14 protein-coding genes are annotated in these 14,927 nt (G+C 68.9%); 9 read left to right on the forward strand and 5 right to left on the reverse strand.

The window, feature by feature from the left end:
* Positions 1 to 305 precede the first annotated feature (305 nt).
* From ESD82_RS04285 to ESD82_RS04300, 4 genes are all read left to right on the forward strand, one after another.
* Positions 306 to 1,910 carry a L,D-transpeptidase family protein gene (locus tag ESD82_RS04285; protein WP_147428912.1) on the forward strand — a complete coding sequence of 535 codons (1,605 nt, stop codon included), beginning with the start codon at positions 306 to 308 and terminating at the stop codon, positions 1,908 to 1,910.
* Between the two features lie 26 nt (positions 1,911 to 1,936).
* The gene (locus tag ESD82_RS04290; protein ID WP_024845669.1) at positions 1,937 to 3,031 is read left to right on the forward strand and encodes a UDP-3-O-(3-hydroxymyristoyl)glucosamine N-acyltransferase; all 1,095 of its coding nucleotides are present in this window, start codon (positions 1,937 to 1,939) and stop codon (positions 3,029 to 3,031) included.
* Positions 3,032 to 3,078: 47 nt separating this feature from the next.
* Complete coding sequence (locus ESD82_RS04295; RefSeq protein ID WP_024845670.1) at positions 3,079 to 3,339, forward strand: acyl carrier protein; 261 nt, start codon at positions 3,079 to 3,081, stop codon at positions 3,337 to 3,339.
* Positions 3,340 to 3,476: 137 nt separating this feature from the next.
* Positions 3,477 to 4,685, forward strand: a complete 1,209-nt coding sequence (locus ESD82_RS04300) for a beta-ketoacyl-[acyl-carrier-protein] synthase family protein (RefSeq protein WP_024845671.1) — start codon at positions 3,477 to 3,479, stop codon at positions 4,683 to 4,685.
* A gap of 91 nt (positions 4,686 to 4,776) precedes the next feature.
* Here the strand turns inward: ESD82_RS04300 and ESD82_RS04305 are convergent, their stop codons facing one another.
* From ESD82_RS04305 to ESD82_RS04320, 4 genes are all read right to left on the reverse strand, one after another.
* Positions 4,777 to 6,003, reverse strand: coding sequence for an MFS transporter (locus tag ESD82_RS04305; RefSeq protein ID WP_147428911.1), 1,227 nt, complete (start codon positions 6,001 to 6,003; stop codon positions 4,777 to 4,779).
* A gap of 8 nt (positions 6,004 to 6,011) precedes the next feature.
* Positions 6,012 to 6,650, reverse strand: coding sequence for a bifunctional 4-hydroxy-2-oxoglutarate aldolase/2-dehydro-3-deoxy-phosphogluconate aldolase (gene eda, locus ESD82_RS04310; protein WP_024845673.1), 639 nt, complete (start codon positions 6,648 to 6,650; stop codon positions 6,012 to 6,014).
* Positions 6,651 to 6,834: 184 nt separating this feature from the next.
* The gene (locus ESD82_RS04315; protein WP_024845674.1) at positions 6,835 to 7,449 is read right to left on the reverse strand and encodes a DUF1190 domain-containing protein; all 615 of its coding nucleotides are present in this window, start codon (positions 7,447 to 7,449) and stop codon (positions 6,835 to 6,837) included.
* A gap of 2 nt (positions 7,450 to 7,451) precedes the next feature.
* Positions 7,452 to 8,675, reverse strand: a complete 1,224-nt coding sequence (locus ESD82_RS04320; RefSeq protein ID WP_024845675.1) for a glutathionylspermidine synthase family protein — start codon at positions 8,673 to 8,675, stop codon at positions 7,452 to 7,454.
* 225 nt (positions 8,676 to 8,900) lie between these two features.
* On the opposite strand from ESD82_RS04320, the gene ESD82_RS04325 reads away from it, so the two are divergent.
* The 5 genes from ESD82_RS04325 to ESD82_RS04345 all read left to right on the forward strand — a co-directional run bounded on the left by ESD82_RS04325 (position 8,901) and on the right by ESD82_RS04345 (position 14,146).
* The gene (locus ESD82_RS04325) at positions 8,901 to 10,499 is read left to right on the forward strand and encodes an ABC transporter substrate-binding protein (RefSeq protein ID WP_147428910.1); all 1,599 of its coding nucleotides are present in this window, start codon (positions 8,901 to 8,903) and stop codon (positions 10,497 to 10,499) included.
* 81 nt (positions 10,500 to 10,580) lie between these two features.
* Positions 10,581 to 11,591, forward strand: coding sequence for an ABC transporter permease (locus tag ESD82_RS04330; protein WP_244314500.1), 1,011 nt, complete (start codon positions 10,581 to 10,583; stop codon positions 11,589 to 11,591).
* Positions 11,588 to 12,493, forward strand: coding sequence for a nickel transporter permease (gene nikC, locus ESD82_RS04335; protein ID WP_024845678.1), 906 nt, complete (start codon positions 11,588 to 11,590; stop codon positions 12,491 to 12,493). Before ESD82_RS04330 ends, nikC begins: the two co-directional genes overlap by 4 nt.
* A complete protein-coding gene (locus tag ESD82_RS04340) occupies positions 12,490 to 13,344 on the forward strand; it encodes an ABC transporter ATP-binding protein (protein ID WP_147428909.1) in 855 nt (284 codons plus the stop codon). The genes nikC and ESD82_RS04340 overlap by 4 nt, the downstream gene beginning before the upstream one ends.
* Positions 13,345 to 13,390: 46 nt before the next feature.
* Entirely contained in the window at positions 13,391 to 14,146 is a 756-nt protein-coding gene (locus tag ESD82_RS04345; protein WP_147428908.1) for an ABC transporter ATP-binding protein, read from the forward strand.
* Here ESD82_RS04345 and ESD82_RS04350 read toward each other — a convergent pair.
* Complete coding sequence (locus ESD82_RS04350; protein ID WP_024845681.1) at positions 14,143 to 14,850, reverse strand: VIT1/CCC1 transporter family protein; 708 nt, start codon at positions 14,848 to 14,850, stop codon at positions 14,143 to 14,145. The two genes, ESD82_RS04345 and ESD82_RS04350, sit on opposite strands and share 4 nt — an antisense overlap.
* Positions 14,851 to 14,927 lie beyond the last annotated feature (77 nt).

Raw genomic sequence — 14,927 nt, forward strand, 5'->3', positions numbered from 1 at the left:
TCTTGCCGCCCGTTGAAACGGCGCGCTCCGGTTTAGCCGGAACCGGTTAAGACTATGTCACCAGCGCGCGAGCGGAGGGAAGCTTTTCGTTCCGCAGGCGGCGAAGTTCTGCCATTCTCGGCAAGAATCCGCCGAAATCCGTGTGATTCGGAACCAAAGCGAATGTTTCTGCGCCGCCGTGTTCACGCTGCATCAGTGATGCAACAAAAAACCTGCGTCGCTGGACCGGAATCCGCCCGGATGCGAAGATTTGCCACAGGTGTTGAAGGGAATGTCAGGTGCGCTCTTTCGGGCTGATTCGTGTGATGGTTGTTGCGGCCGTTCTGGCCATGCCGCGTGCCGCCGCCGGCCAGGCGCTGGATGCCGCGCCCATGGCCGCGCTTCCGGCGCCGAGGCTGAGCTTTTCCGAAACGGAAATGCAACTGGCTGAGCGGGTCGCCGACCATCCAGGCCTGGCCGATTTCTATGGCACCAACGGGCTGAAGCCGATCTTCGCGGGTGCCGAGGGGGCCCCGCGCCGGGCCGCGCTGATCGAGGCGCTGGGGCAGGCAGCCTCGCACGGGCTGCCTGCCGCGCGCTATCGCCAGGCCGCGTTGCGCCGGCTGGACGATGCGGGCGCCGATACGGTCGAGGGCGAGATCCGCTTTGCCCGCGCCTTTGCCGACTGGAGCCGCGACGTGACGGGCGGGATCCTCGATCCGCGCAGGGTCGAGCCCGGCATCAAGCGCGAGGTGCAGCGCCCGCGCACCGGCGACCTGCTGCGCGCCTTTGCCGCCGCCGACGATCCGGCGGCGATGCTGGCCACCCTGCCGCCCCAGGATCCGCGCTACGAGGCGCTGCGTCAGGCGCTGGCGCGGCAGTCGCAGCTGGTGGCCCCCGCCGATGCGCCGCCGGTGCCCGAGGGGCTGTGGCGCGAGGGGACCAGCGATCCCGCCGTCGCGGCGCTGCGCGTGCGCCTGGCCTCGGTCGGTTTCGCCGCGGCGCCCCAGGGCAGCCCGCTGACCTATGACGGGGCGCTGGCGCAGGCGGTCGCCGCCTATCAGCGGGCGGCGGGGCTGCCGGCGGATGGCGTGGCCGGGCCGCGCACGGTGGCGCGGCTGAACCGCGGCACCGGCCCCGAGTCCGAGGCGATCCTGGTCGCGCTGGAGCGCATGCGCTGGATGGCCGGCCATGACCTGAACGCCCGCCACGTCTGGGTGAACCTGCCCGAGTTCAACGCCCGCATCTACGAGAACGGCCGCGAGATCTTCGAGACCCGCGTGGTGATCGGCAAGGCCAACCGGGAATTCGAGACGCCCGAGTTCAGCGAGACAATGAAATACATGGTGGTCAACCCGCGCTGGAACGTGCCGCGCTCGATCACCGTCAAGGAATACCTGCCGCGGCTGCAGGCCAACCGCCATGCGGTCGGCCATCTCGACGTGGTGGATGGGGCGGGCAATGTCATCCCGCGCGACCGCATCGATTTCCGCAAGTATACGGCCAAGACCTTTCCCTACCGGATGCGGCAGAAACCCAGCGACGACAATGCGCTGGGGCAGGTCAAGTTCATGTTCCCCAATCCCTGGAACATCTATCTGCACGACACCCCGACCAAGCATCTGTTCAACCAGTCGAGCCGCGCCTATTCGCATGGCTGCATCCGCGTCGGCCGGCCCGTCGACCTAGCGCATGAGCTGCTGACGGGCCAGGTCGAAAACCCCGAGGCGGTGTTTGCCAAGGCGCTGAAATCCGGGCGCGAGACCTATCTGAACCTGCGCCCGCCGGTGCCGGTGCATCTGGTCTATTTCACCGCCTTCCCCGACGAGACCGGGCAGATCCGCCGCTTTCCCGACATCTATGGCCGCGATGCGCTGGTGCATGCGGCGCTGGTCAAGGCCGGGCTGGATTCCGCGGCCGCGGATGAATAGATGAACCCCAACCAAAGGGGAGCCGCATGACACTGACCATCGCCGAACTGGCCCGCGCACTTGATGCCCGTCTCTGGGGCGAGGGCAGCCTGATCGTCAACGGCGCGGCCGAGGCCGGCCAGGCGCGCGAGGACCAGATCGCCCTGGCGACCACGCCCGCCTATGCCGAGAAGCTGGCGCCGGGCGGCATGGCGCTCTTGGCCGAGGGGGCCGATCCCGAGGCGCTGGGGCTGCGCGCCGCCATCCTGGTCGGCCGCCCGCGACTGGCCATGGCCGGGCTGACCCGTGCCTTCGATCCCGGCCCCGGCATCGCGCCCGGCATCCATGCCAGCGCGGTAATCGACCCGACGGCCGAACTGCCCCAGGATGCCGCCATCGGCCCCTTCGTGGTCATCGGGGCGCGGGTGCGGATCGGGGCGGGGGCGCGCATCGCCTCGCATGTCTCGATCGGCGCGGATACGGTGATCGGCCGCGATGCGCTGATCCATGCCGGGGTGCGGATCGCCCATGGCGTGACCATCGGCGACCGGGTGATCCTGAACCCCGGCGTCTCGCTGGGCGCGGACGGGTTTTCCTTTGTCACGCCCGAGAAATCCGGCGTCGAGGAGATCCGGCAATCCCTGGGCGAGCGGTCCGAGATCCGCCAGCAGCACTGGACCCGCATCCATTCGCTGGGCGGGCTGGAGATCGGCGACGATGTCGAGATCGGCGCCAATTCCACCGTGGACCGCGGCACCATCCGCGCGACCCGCATCGGCCGCGGCACCAAGATCGACAACCTGGTGCAGGTCGGCCACAATTGCGTGGTGGGCGAGGATTGCCTGCTTTGCGGCCTGGTGGGCATCGCCGGCTCGGCCCGGATCGGCAATCGCGTGGTGCTGGGCGGGCAGGTCGGCGTCTCGGACAACATCTTCGTCGGCGACGACGTGATCGCGGGCGGCGCCACCAAGATATTCACCAACGCGCCGGCCGGCCGGGTGCTGCTGGGCAGCCCGGCGGTCAAGATGGAGACCCATGTCGAGGCGCAGAAGAACATCCGCCGCCTGCCACGGCTTTACGCGCAGGTGGCCGAGCTTCGCGAAACTGTTAAGAAACTGCTCGACAAGGGCGGCGTGGAATAGCATTCCCGCATGTAATCGCCCCTGACCGGGACAGAACGGAGGCCGAGATGACAGAAATCCGCGACCGCATCATCCAGATCATCGCAGAACAGGCGATGCTGGATCCTTCCGAACTGCAGCTCGAGATGTCGCCGCAAGAGATCGGCATCGACAGCCTGGGCCTGGTCGAATCCATCTTTGCCATCGAGGAAGCCTTCGACATCTCGGTGCCCTTCAACGCCAACGAGCCCGAGAAATCCGACTTCGACATCTCGAGCCTCGGCGCCATCATCGGCGCCGTGGAAAAGCTGGTTGCTGACAAGGCATGAACGCCAAGAGGGCCAAGGGCGACAAGACGCCCAAATCCGAACGCAAGCCCGGCAAGGTCAAGGGCAAGGTCAAGAACGCGACCAAGCTCGCCCGCACCATGCTGGGCCGCGTCATCATGGGGCGCCATGCCAACGGCATGCGCCGCGTCGCCATCACCGGCATGGGCACCATCAACGCGCTTGGCCGCGACGTGCCCTCGACGCTGGAGGCGATGCGCGAGGGGCGCTGCGGCATCGGCCCGCTGGAGTTCCGCGATGTCGAGCGGCTGGCGATCCGTATCGGCGGCCAGGTTCGCGACTGGGAGGCCGAGACCTATTTCAATCGCCAGCAGATCGTCCTCTATGACAAGTTCACCCAGTTCACCCTGCTGGCCGCGCGCGAGGCGGTGACGCAGTCCGGCCTGGTCTTCGAGGGCGAGCTGGGCCTGCGCGCGGGCGTGGTGCTGGGCACCGCCGCCGGCGGCATGACCACCTGGGACGAGAATTACCGCACCGTCTATGAAGAGGGGAAGAACCGCGTCCATCCCTTCGTCGTGCCCAAGCTGATGAACAACGCCGCCTGTTCGCATCTGAGCATGGAATACGGGCTGCTGGGCCCCAGCTTCACCGTGGCCACCGCCTGCGCCAGCTCCAACCACGCCATGGGCCTGGCCTTCAACATGGTGCGCTCGGGCGCCGCGACCGTCATGCTGACCGGCGGGTCCGAGGCGATGCTGTGCTTTGGCGGCGTCAAGGCCTGGGAGGGCTTGCGCGTCATGTCCAAGGATGCCTGCCGGCCGTTCTCGGCCACCCGCAATGGCATGGTGCAGGGCGAGGGGGCGGGGGTCTTCGTCTTCGAGGATTGGGAGCACGCGGTGGCGCGCGGCGCCGACATCCTGGCCGAGGTGGTGGGCTTTTCCATGTCGGCCGATGCGCAGGACATCGTCATGCCCTCGGCCATCGGCGCCGAGCGTACCATCACCGGCGCCATGCTGGACGCGCATATGCGCCCCGACGAGGTCGGCTATATCAACGCCCATGGTACCGGCACGGCCGCGAACGACAAGACGGAATGCGCGGCGGTGGCCCATGCCTTCGGCCATCATGCCGACCGGCTGATGATTTCCTCGACCAAGTCCATGCACGGCCACCTGATCGGCGGCACCGGCGCGGTCGAACTGCTGGCCTGCATCATGGCGCTGCGCGACGGCGTGATCGCGCCCACCATCGGCTACGAGGAGCCGGACCCGGAATGCGCGCTGGACGTGGTGCCGAACGAGGCGCGCGAGGCCAGGGTCGAGGCGGTTCTGTCCAACGCCTTCGCCTTCGGCGGGCTGAATGCGGTGATCGCGCTGCGCAAGGCGTGACGTCATTATGGCGTTGGGAAGCAGCAGCTTGCCATGGAAGGCTCCGGGCCTTCCTGGCTGAGTTTCAGACCTTTGCCGCGGCTTGGATGTATTACCGCGCCACCTCGCGCGGGCGCAGCATCAGCCACAAGAGCGCGCCACCGGCCAGCACCAGGAAGGGCAGCATGGCGAGGTTCACCGCGCTCCAGCCCGCCTGGGCCGAGCCGCCCATGCAGTTCATCAGCCCGCCCGAGGACAGCGAGGCCAGGAACACCCCGCCGAAGACCACGGCATCGTTCAAGCCCTGCACCCGCTCGCGCTCCTCGGGCCGATAGGCGCGGGTCAGCATGGCGGTGGCGCCGATATAGCCGAAGTTCCAGCCCAGTCCGAGCAGGATCATGGCGATGAAGAAATGCGCGAGATCGACGCCCGACAGCGCCACCGCCCCGGCACCGGCCAGGATCGCCAGACCGGCCATGACGATGCGGGTGGCACCGAAGCGGGCGATCAGGTGGCCGGTGAAGAACGAGGGCGCGAACATCGCCAGCACATGGCCAGAGACGATGTTGGCCGCATCCGCGGTGGCAAAGCCGCAGCCCACCACCGCCAGCGGCGCCGAGGTCATCACCAGGTTCATCAGCGCATAGGAGACCATGCCGCAGATCATCGCCACGGCGATCTGCGGCACGCGCAGAATCTCGCCCAGCGGCCGGCCCTGGGCATGGCCCCGGGCGGGGGCAGGCGGGCGCGGAATGTCGAGAAAGGCGAAAAGCACCGGCCCCAGCAGGTTCAGCCCGATGATCGCGGCATAGGTGGCCAGGAAGGGGATGGCGGTCACTTCCGCCGTCCAGCGCACCAGCAGCGGGCCGGTGAAGGCGGCGGCAAGCCCGCCCGCCAGCACCCAGGAGATGGCGCGCGACTGGAACTCGGGCGGGGCGCAATCGGTGGCGGCAAAGCGGAAGAAGCCCTGCGCCGCCATGTAGACCCCGGTAAAGAGCGCGCTGGCGGTGAACAGCCAGAAGCTGCCGCTGGCCAGGGCATAGGCGGCGATACCCGCCCCCAGCGCCGCCGAGCCGCAGGACAAGAGGAACCCCGCCCGCCGGCCGTGCCGGCGCATGAAGCCCGAGAGCGGCCGGGCGGAGAGCGCCGAGCCCAGGATCATCATCGACAGGGGCAGGGTGGCGATGCAGGGATTGGGGCTCAGCATCTGGCCGGCCAGCCCGCCGACGATGAAGATCATCGACATCTGCGCCCCGAGCAATGCCTGCGCCAGGAGCAGCACGACGACGTTGCGCCAGGCCCGGCGCATCGGGTCGGTCTCGGTCAGCGCCATGGCCATGCTGCGCCTCAGCGCAGGGCGCGCGCGTCGCGGGCGCGGGATTCGATCGCCGCCCAGTCGCCGGCGGCCAGCTCGGCATCGGGTGCGATCCAGCTGCCGCCGACGCAGACCACATTCGGCAGGGCCAGGTAGCCGGGGGCGTTCTGCAAGGTCACGCCGCCGGTCGGGCAGAAACTGACCTGCGGCAGCGGCCCGGCCAGGGATTTCAGCGATTTCGCCCCGCCCGCCGCCTCGGCCGGGAAGAATTTCAGCATGGAATAGCCCAGTTCCATCGCCCGCATCACCTCGGAGGCGGTGACGGCGCCGGGCAGGAGCGGCAGGCCGATATCCTCGCAGGCACGCGCCAGCCGCTCGGTCAGGCCGGGCGAGACGGCGAAGCTGGCGCCGGCATCCCTGGCCCGTTTCGCATCGTCCGGGGTCAGCACCGTGCCGGCGCCGACATGGCCGCCCGGCACTCTGGCCATCGCCCGGATGACGTCGAGCGCGGCGGGGGTGCGCAGCGTCACCTCGAGCACCGGCAGGCCGCCGGCCACCAGTGCCGTGGCCAGCCCCTCGGCGCGGCCGGCGTCGCCGACGACCAGGACAGGGATCACCGGGGCGAGTTCGCAAAGCGCGCGGGTCTTCTGGGACTGCTGTTCGGGGGTCATGGCGGGTCTCGTTCTTGCGGAAATCTCGCGGCAGGTTGCGCTTTTCCGCGCCGCTGCGCAAGGGTTCATGTTAGCGTTAACTTGACGCGGGCAGGCCGGCGAAAGGAAAAGGGGGCTGTCTGCCCCCTCTTGCGGCCGGTGGCCGCAATTCACCCCCGAGGATATTTGGGCAAGAAAGAAGCCGTCAGCCGCCGAGGCTGCTGCGCCCGCCCGAACGCGCGGTGGCCGAGGCGCCGAAGCCGCCGCGCTGGCTGACCTGGGCCGCCGACATCGGCGGCTTGCCGATGGTCGAGGGCGCGCGCTGGAAGGTCGCGGCCGGCACCTTGCCGGCGCCGCGGTTGCTGGCGAAGCTCTGGTCGCCCTTGGGCGTCGAATAGCGCCCGTCGGCCGTGTTCACCATCGGCTGCGAGAAGATGCCGCCGCCGCGCGACAGCATCGAGCCCATCATGTAGCCAACCAGCAGCGGCATGAAGGAAAAGCCGCCGCCCGAGCCCTGCGCCTGCTGGGCCGGGTCGCCGCCGCAATTGCCCAGGCCATGTTCCTGTTCGCACAGCTCCCTGGATTCGTAGCGCGGCGCGGTTTCCAGGAATTCCTGCTGGGCGGCGGCAAAGTTCTTGCGGCAGTCCTCTTCGGTGAACCACAGGGTTTCCTGCTTGCTGGCGGCGATGCAGCTTTCCAGGTCGGGAAAGCTTTGCGCATCCATGCGGTCGTCCTCGCAGCCGGCCAGCGCCAGGGTCGCGGTTCCGGCCAGCACCAGCGCGACATGGCGCGAGCGTTTGCGGGGGAGGCGTTCGGTCATGGTCAGCCCTCGATGAAATGCGGCTTGAAGCGCGACAGGTTGTGGGTGATGGGCGAGCGGTCCTCGCGCAGGCCGAGGCCGCAGCAGCTTTCGCCCACGATCCAGGCGCCGAGGACCGGGCGGAAGCCGCCGAAATCCGGCAGCCGGGCCAGGCCCTGCACGATCATCGGGTGATGCGAATAGCTGTCGTCGCCGGTGCGCGCCACCTCGCGGCCCGCCTCGCGGATCACCACCCCCGCGCCTTCGCGCGAGAAGATCGGCTTCAAGACATGGCCCTGGGCCAGCGTGTCGCGCGCCGCCTCGAAGGCCGGGGCCAGATCGGGGGCGGGACTGCCGCCCGCCATCGCTTCCTGCACGTCGGCCAGGAAGAAGGCGGGCAGCAGGTTCGGATGGCCGGGGAACATCTGCCACAGGAGCGGCAGGATGCCCTTGTTCGACAGCACCGCCTTCCAGGGCGGCTCGATGAAGCGGGTGCCCGAGGATTGCAGATGCGCGGCGAAATCGTCGCGCAGCATGTCCTCCCAGGGGTAGAGCTTGAAGAGCGTGCCGATGACGCGCGACTGGTCGTCGGCGAATTGCCCCTCCTCGGTCAGGCCGATCTGCGAAAGCGCGGTGAAATGCGCGCCCAGGCCAGCCTCGCGCGCGGCCCAGGCCAGGGTCTCGACGGTGGCGTAATCCTCGGGATTGTCGGGATCGGCGGTGAAATGCACCTCTTCGCCATCGGTGCAGATCTGGGTCCAGCGCGCCACGATCGCCTCGTGGATGCTGTTGAACTGGTCGGCATCCGCGTCGAGCACCCCGGCCGCCCGCTGCTGTTCGAACCAGAGCCATTGGAAGCTGGCGGATTCGTAGAGCGAGGTCGGCGTATCGGCATTGTATTCCAGCAGCTTCGCCGGGCCATGGCCGTCATAGGCCAGGTCCATGCGCCCGTAAAGCTCGGGCTCGCCCCGCGCCCAACTGGCCGCGACCAGATCCCAATGCGCGCGCGGGATGTCGAGCCGGGCCAGCCAGGCCTCGTCGCGGGTGGCGCGGTCCACCGCCTCGCGGCACATCGCATGCAGTTCCGTCGCCGGGGCCTCGATGTCCTCCTCGACCTGGCGCAGGGTGAAGCGATAGGCGCTGGTTTCGTCCCAATAGGGCTCGCCGCCCATGTCGGCGAAGCTGAAGCCCAGCTTCTCCGCCTCGTCGCGCCAGCCGGGTCGCTCGGGAAGGGTGCGTTTTTCCATGGTCTCTCCTTCCGCCCGAGATAGGACGGGGCGGCGGCCCGGCGCAAGCCTTGGGCGGCGATTTTCCTGGCCGGGGGCCCGGATGCATCGGCGTTGCCCCGCGCCGGGCGATGCGCCCGGCCATGTGCCCCGGCATGCGGGGCTTGCGGCAGGGACGGCTTCGCGCCAAGCTGCTACCATTCCAGCCCCGCGAGCGACGGGGCGCGACAACAGGGATGATCCGTCATGCAGAACCGTTTCCCGCTTCGCGCGCTCATGCTGGCCTCGGCCGTGACGCTGGCGCCTGCCTCAGCGACCTGGGCCGAGACCCCCGCCGATACGCTGGTGATCGCCCATCAGATCGACGACATCATCAGCCTGGACCCCGGCCAGAGCTTCGAGTTCTCGGGCCAGGACGTGGTCAGGAACCTCTATGACCGGCTGGTCGATATCGACCCGCTGGACCTGGCGGCGGGGATCAAGCCCAGCCTGGCCGAAAGCTGGGAAGTCAGCGAGGACGGCAAGACCATCACGCTGACCATGCGCGAGGGGGTGACGTTCCATTCCGGCAACCCGGTCCGGGCCGAGGACGCCGCCTGGTCGCTGCAACGCGCCGTCAAGCTGAACAAGTCGCCCGCCTTCATCCTCAACCAGTTCGGCTTCACCGCCGAGAACGTGGACGAGCGCGTGACCTTCGACGGCAACAGGCTGGTGCTGCAACTCGACCAGCCCTATGCGCAAAGCTACGTGCTGAACTGCCTGGCCTCGGAGGTCGGCTCGGTCGTGGACAAGGAAACCGTGATGGCCCATGCCGAGGGCGAGGATTTCGGCAATGCCTGGCTGTCCACCAACGATGCGGGCTCGGGGCCCTTCACCCTGGCCGCCTGGCGCCCGAACGAGGCGGTGCAGCTGACCGCCAATCCCGATTACTGGCAGGGCGCCCCGGCAATGGCGCGGGTGATCGTGCGCCATGTCCAGGAAAGCAGCGCCCAGCGGCTGCTGCTGGAGCAGGGCGACGTGGACGTGGCCCGCAACCTGACGCCGACCGATGTCGAGGGCATTGCCGGCAACGACAGGCTGAAGGTGATGGACGAGTTGCGCGGCCGCATCCTCTACATGGGGCTGAGCCAGAAGGATCCCCTGCTGTCCCGCCCCGAGATGGTCGAGGCGATGAAATACCTCATCGACTATGCGGGCATGGAATCGAGCTTCCTCAAGGGCCAGTGGAAGGTGCATCAGAATTTCCTGCCCGAGGGCTATCTGGGTGCCTCGGACGAGAACCCCTGGACCTATGACATCGAGAAGGCCCGCCAGATCCTGAGCGATGCCGGCATCACCTCGGGCACGGTCAAGACCGTCGTGCGCGACATTCGCGAATATGTCGACGCCGCCCAGACCTTGCAAGCCGCCATGGCGCAGGTCGGGCTGACGCTGGAGATCCAGCAGATGACCGGGGCGCAGGTGCTGGATGCCTATCGCGCGCGCCAGGTGCCGATCTTCATCGGCGAATGGGGGCCGGATTACGCCGATCCGCATACCAATGCCTCGACCTTCGCCCATAACCCGAACAATGCCGACGATGCCGGCCTGTCGCAGCTGGCATGGCGCAACAGCTGGGCGGTGCCCGACGAGATGAACCGCGCCGTCGAGGCCGCCACGCTGGAGGGCGACACCGACAAGCGCGTGCAGATGTACCTGGACATCCAGAAGCAATATCGCGAGATCGCGCCGATCATCCCGATGTTCCAGAAAATCGAGCAGGTGGCGATGCAGCAGAACGTCCAGAACTGGACCTCGGGCGGCTCGGTCAGCTCGGTTCTCTATCGCCAGGTGACGAAGGAATAAGGCGTGGCCCAGCCCGATCTGGTTGGTCAGCCGGGGCAGGGCGCCCCAACCCCGGCCGGCGGCAGAGCGCCACGCCGCACCATGCGGCTGGGCCGGCGGCTTGCCGGGCTGGGCTTGTCGCTGGTGCTGACGCTGCTCGGCCTTTTGCTCGTCACCTTCGTCATTGGCCGCGTCATGCCGATCGACCCGGTGCTGAAGGTGGTGGGCGAGCGCGCGACACAGGCGCAATATGACGCGGCCTTCCAGGCCATGGGACTGGACAAGCCGATCTGGCAGCAGTTCCTGCGCTACATGGCCGAGGTGCTGCAGGGCGATTTCGGCCGCTCGATCTCGACCGGGCATCCGGTGGCGCAGGACCTGCGGCGGGTGTTCCCGGCGACGGTCGAGCTGGCGACGCTGGGCACGCTGATCGGCGTCTGCGTGGGCGTGCCCTTGGGCGTGGTCGCCGCGGCGCGCCGGGGCGGCTGGATCGACCAGATCGCCCGCGTGGTGGCGCTGGTGGGCTATTCCATGCCGATCTTCTGGCTGGGGCTGATGGGGCTCTTGCTGTTCTACGGCATTCTCGGCTGGGTCGGCGGGCCGGGTCGGCAGGGCATCATATACGACGGCATGGTGCCGACGGTCACCGGGCTGATCCTGGTCGACAGCCTGGTCGCCGGCAACTGGGCCGCCTTCCGCGACGCCTTCAGCCATATCGTGCTGCCGGCCAGCCTGCTGGGCTATTTCAGCCTCGCCTATATCAGCCGCATGACCCGCAGCTTCATGCTGGAGCAGCTTTCGGCGGAATATGTCGTCACCGCCCGCGTCAAGGGCCTGTCCGAGCGCCGGGTGATCTGGGGCCATGCCTTCCGCAACATTCTGGTGCCGCTGATCACGGTGATCGCGCTCAGCTTCGGCTCGCTTCTGGAAGGGTCGGTGCTGACCGAGATCGTGTTCTCCTGGCCCGGCATCGGCCAATACATCACCAAGGCGCTGCTGGCAGGCGACATGAACGCGGTGCTGGGCGGCACGGTGGTCGTCGGCGCCTGCTTCGTGGCGCTGAACCTGCTGTCCGACATCCTCTACCGCCTGCTGGACCCGAGGGCGACATGACCGAGACGACACGCGCATGGCTTCTGTCCGATGCGCCGCAGACCCGGCGGCAGGCGCGGCTGGGGGCGATCTACCAGGGCTGGCTGACCTTTCGCGCCAACCGGCTGGCCATGGTCGGGCTGGCGATCCTGCTGGGGCTGCTGTTCGTCGCCGCCTTCGCGCCCTGGCTCTCGCCGCAGAACCCGTTCGCGCAGAATCTGGCCGAGCGGCTGAAGCCGCCTTCCGCGCAGCACTGGCTGGGCACGGACGCGCTGGGGCGGGACATCCTGTCGCGGCTGATCCACGGCTCGCGCGTGACGCTGTTCATCGTCGGCACGGTGGCGCTGATCGCGCCGGTGATCGGGCTTTTCGTCGGCACGGTGGCGGGTTTCGCCGGCGGCTGGGTCGATCAGGTGCTGATGCGCATCACCGACATCTTCCTGGCCTTTCCCAAGCTGATCCTGGCGCTGGCCTTCGTCGCCGCCCTCGGGCCCGGCATCGGCAATGCGGTGCTGGCGCTGGCCATCACCTCATGGCCGCCCTATGCGCGGCTGGCGCGGGCCGAGACGCTGACCATTCGCAATGCCGATTACATCGCCGCCGCCCGGCTGCAGGGCGCGGGACCGCTGCGGCTGCTGATCGGCCATATCTGGCCGCTCTGCGTCAGCTCGCTGATCGTGCGGGTGGCGCTGGACATGGCGGGGATCATCCTCTCCGCCGCCGGGCTGGGCTTTCTCGGCCTGGGCGCGCAGCCGCCGATGCCGGAATGGGGCGCGATGATCTCGGACGGGCGCGGCTATATCCTCGACTTCTGGTGGGTCGCGGCCATGCCCGGCATGGCGATCTTCGTCGTGTCGTTGGCCTTCAACCTGCTCGGCGACGGCTTGCGCGACGTGCTGGACCCCAAGGGGGGCCGGGAATGAGCCCGCTGCTTTCCGTCCGGGATCTGCGCGTCAGCTTCCCGACCCGCTCGGGCACCTTCCAGGCGGTGCGCGGCGTCAGCTTCGACCTTGGCCGCGAAAGGCTGGGCGTGGTCGGCGAAAGCGGCTCGGGCAAGACGATGACCGGCCGCGCCATCCTCGGCCTCGTGCGCCCGCCGGGGCGGGTCGAGGCCGAGCGCATGGCGCTTGGCGGGGAATCGATCCTGGACCTGCCGGAATCGCGGCTGCGCCGGCTGCGCGGCGCGCGCATCAGCATGGTGATGCAGGATCCCCGCTTCAGCCTGAACCCGGTGATGACCGTCGGCCGCCAGATCGTCGAGGGTTATCGGCTCCATACCGGCACCAGCCGCGCCCAGGCCCGCGACAAGGCGCTGGAGATGCTGGCCGCGGTGCAGATCCGCGACCCCGAGCGGGTGTTTCATGCCTATCCGCACGAGGTCTCGGGCGGCATGGGCCAGCGCATCATGATCGCGATGATGCTGGCCCCCGACCCCGAGATCCTGATCGCGGACGAGCCCACATCGGCGCTGGACGTCTCGGTCAGGAACGAGGTGCTGCGCATCCTCGACCGGCTGGTCCGGGAACGCGGCATGGGGCTGATCTTCATCAGCCACGACCTGAACCTGGTCGCGCAATTCTGCGACCGCGTCCTCATCATGTATGCCGGCCGCGTGGTCGAGGAACTGCCCGCCCGCGACCTGCATGCCGCGCGCCATCCCTATACGCAGGGCCTCCTGAACAGCCTGCCGCGCCTCGACCGGCCGGTCGAGCGGCTGGCGGTCCTGCAAAGGCAAGAGGGCTGGCGCGACGCCCCGCCGGCGGGAACCCCGTGATGCCGCTTCTTCGTTCCCCAAATACCCATCCGTCCCGGTGCCGCCCATGCTGACGGTCGAGGATCTGAACGTCTGGTTCGGCCATGCGCCCGAGCGCGTCGATGCGGTCGGATCCGCCAGCTTCGCCGTCGGGCCGGGCGAAAGCTTCGGCCTCGTCGGCGAAAGCGGCTCGGGCAAGTCCACCATCCTGCGCGCCGTCGCCGGGCTCATCGACAGCTGGTCGGGCCGCATCGCGGTCGCGGGCAGGCCGGTCGCCGGCAGCCGCCGCTCGCGCGGGTTCCACAAGACGGTGCAGATGGTGTTCCAGGATCCCTATGCCAGCCTGCATCCGCGCCATTCCGTCGACCGGGTGCTGTCGGAAACCCTGCACCTGCAGGGCATGGACCGGATCGACGCCCGCATTACCCGGCTTCTGGATCAGGTCGGGCTGGGGCAGGGCTTCCGCTTCCGCTATCCGCACCAGCTGTCCGGCGGCCAGCGCCAGCGCGTCGCCATCGCCCGCGCGCTTGCGGCCGAGCCCAGGCTGCTCTTGCTCGACGAACCGACCTCGGCGCTCGATGTCAGCGTGCAGGCCGAGATCCTGAACCTGCTCGCCGACATCCGGGCCGAGCGCGGGCTGAGCTATGTCCTGGTCAGCCACGACCTCGCGGTGGTGGCGCATATGTGCGACCAGCTGGCGGTGATGCGCGCCGGCCGCATCGTCGAGGAAATGGACGCCGCCAGCCTGCGCGCCGGCAGGGCGCAGGGCGATTACGCCCGCGCGCTGATCGCCGCCAGCGCCGGCTATGTCCGCGAAGCCTAGACCGCCACGCCGAAGATCGTGCCGATGCCGGCAGTGGCCGCCAGCGCCAGGGTGCCGCCCGCCATCACCCGCAACACCGCCCGGCCGGGCGGCGCGCCGCCGGCCCAGGCCCCCAGCGCCCCCAGCAGTCCCAGCGCGACCAGCACCGCGACCAGCACGCTGGCGACGACCTGGCCGCCGGGCGCCAGGATCGCTGCCAGCAGCGGCACCGCAGCCGCGATGCTGAAGGTGGCGGCCGAAGCCAGCGCCGCCTGCAAGGGATTGGCGTTCGAGGCCTCGCTGAGCCCCAGCTCGTCGCGCACATGCGCGGCCAGCGCGTCATGCTCGGTCACCTCGCGCGCCGCCTGCAGGGCGGTGCCGGGGCTCATGCCGCGCGATTCGTAGATGGCGGCCAGTTCGTGCAACTCGGCCTCGGGCATCTCGCGCAGGGCGGTGCGCTCGCGGGCGATGTCGGCGCGCTCGGTATCCGATTGCGAACTGACCGAGACATATTCGCCCATGGCCATGGACATCGCCCCGGCGACCAGCCCCGCCAGCCCGGCGATCAGGATCGCCTCGCGCCCCGGATCGGCGGCGGCGACCCCGGCGATCAGCGCGCCGGTCGAGACGATGCCGTCATTGGCCCCCAGCACCGAGGCCCGCAGCCAGCCCATGCGGTTCACATAATGCGGATCGTCGGGATGGGCGCTGGGTTGCTTGCTCATGGCTGGCCTCGGCTGCTGCGTCGCGGGCAGCTTAGCCGGCCGTGCCGGATTTGCCAGCCTTGCGTCCCGCGCCCGGC

The sequence above is a fragment of the Paracoccus pantotrophus genome, from assembly GCF_008824185.1.
Lineage (GTDB): Bacteria > Pseudomonadota > Alphaproteobacteria > Rhodobacterales > Rhodobacteraceae > Paracoccus > Paracoccus pantotrophus.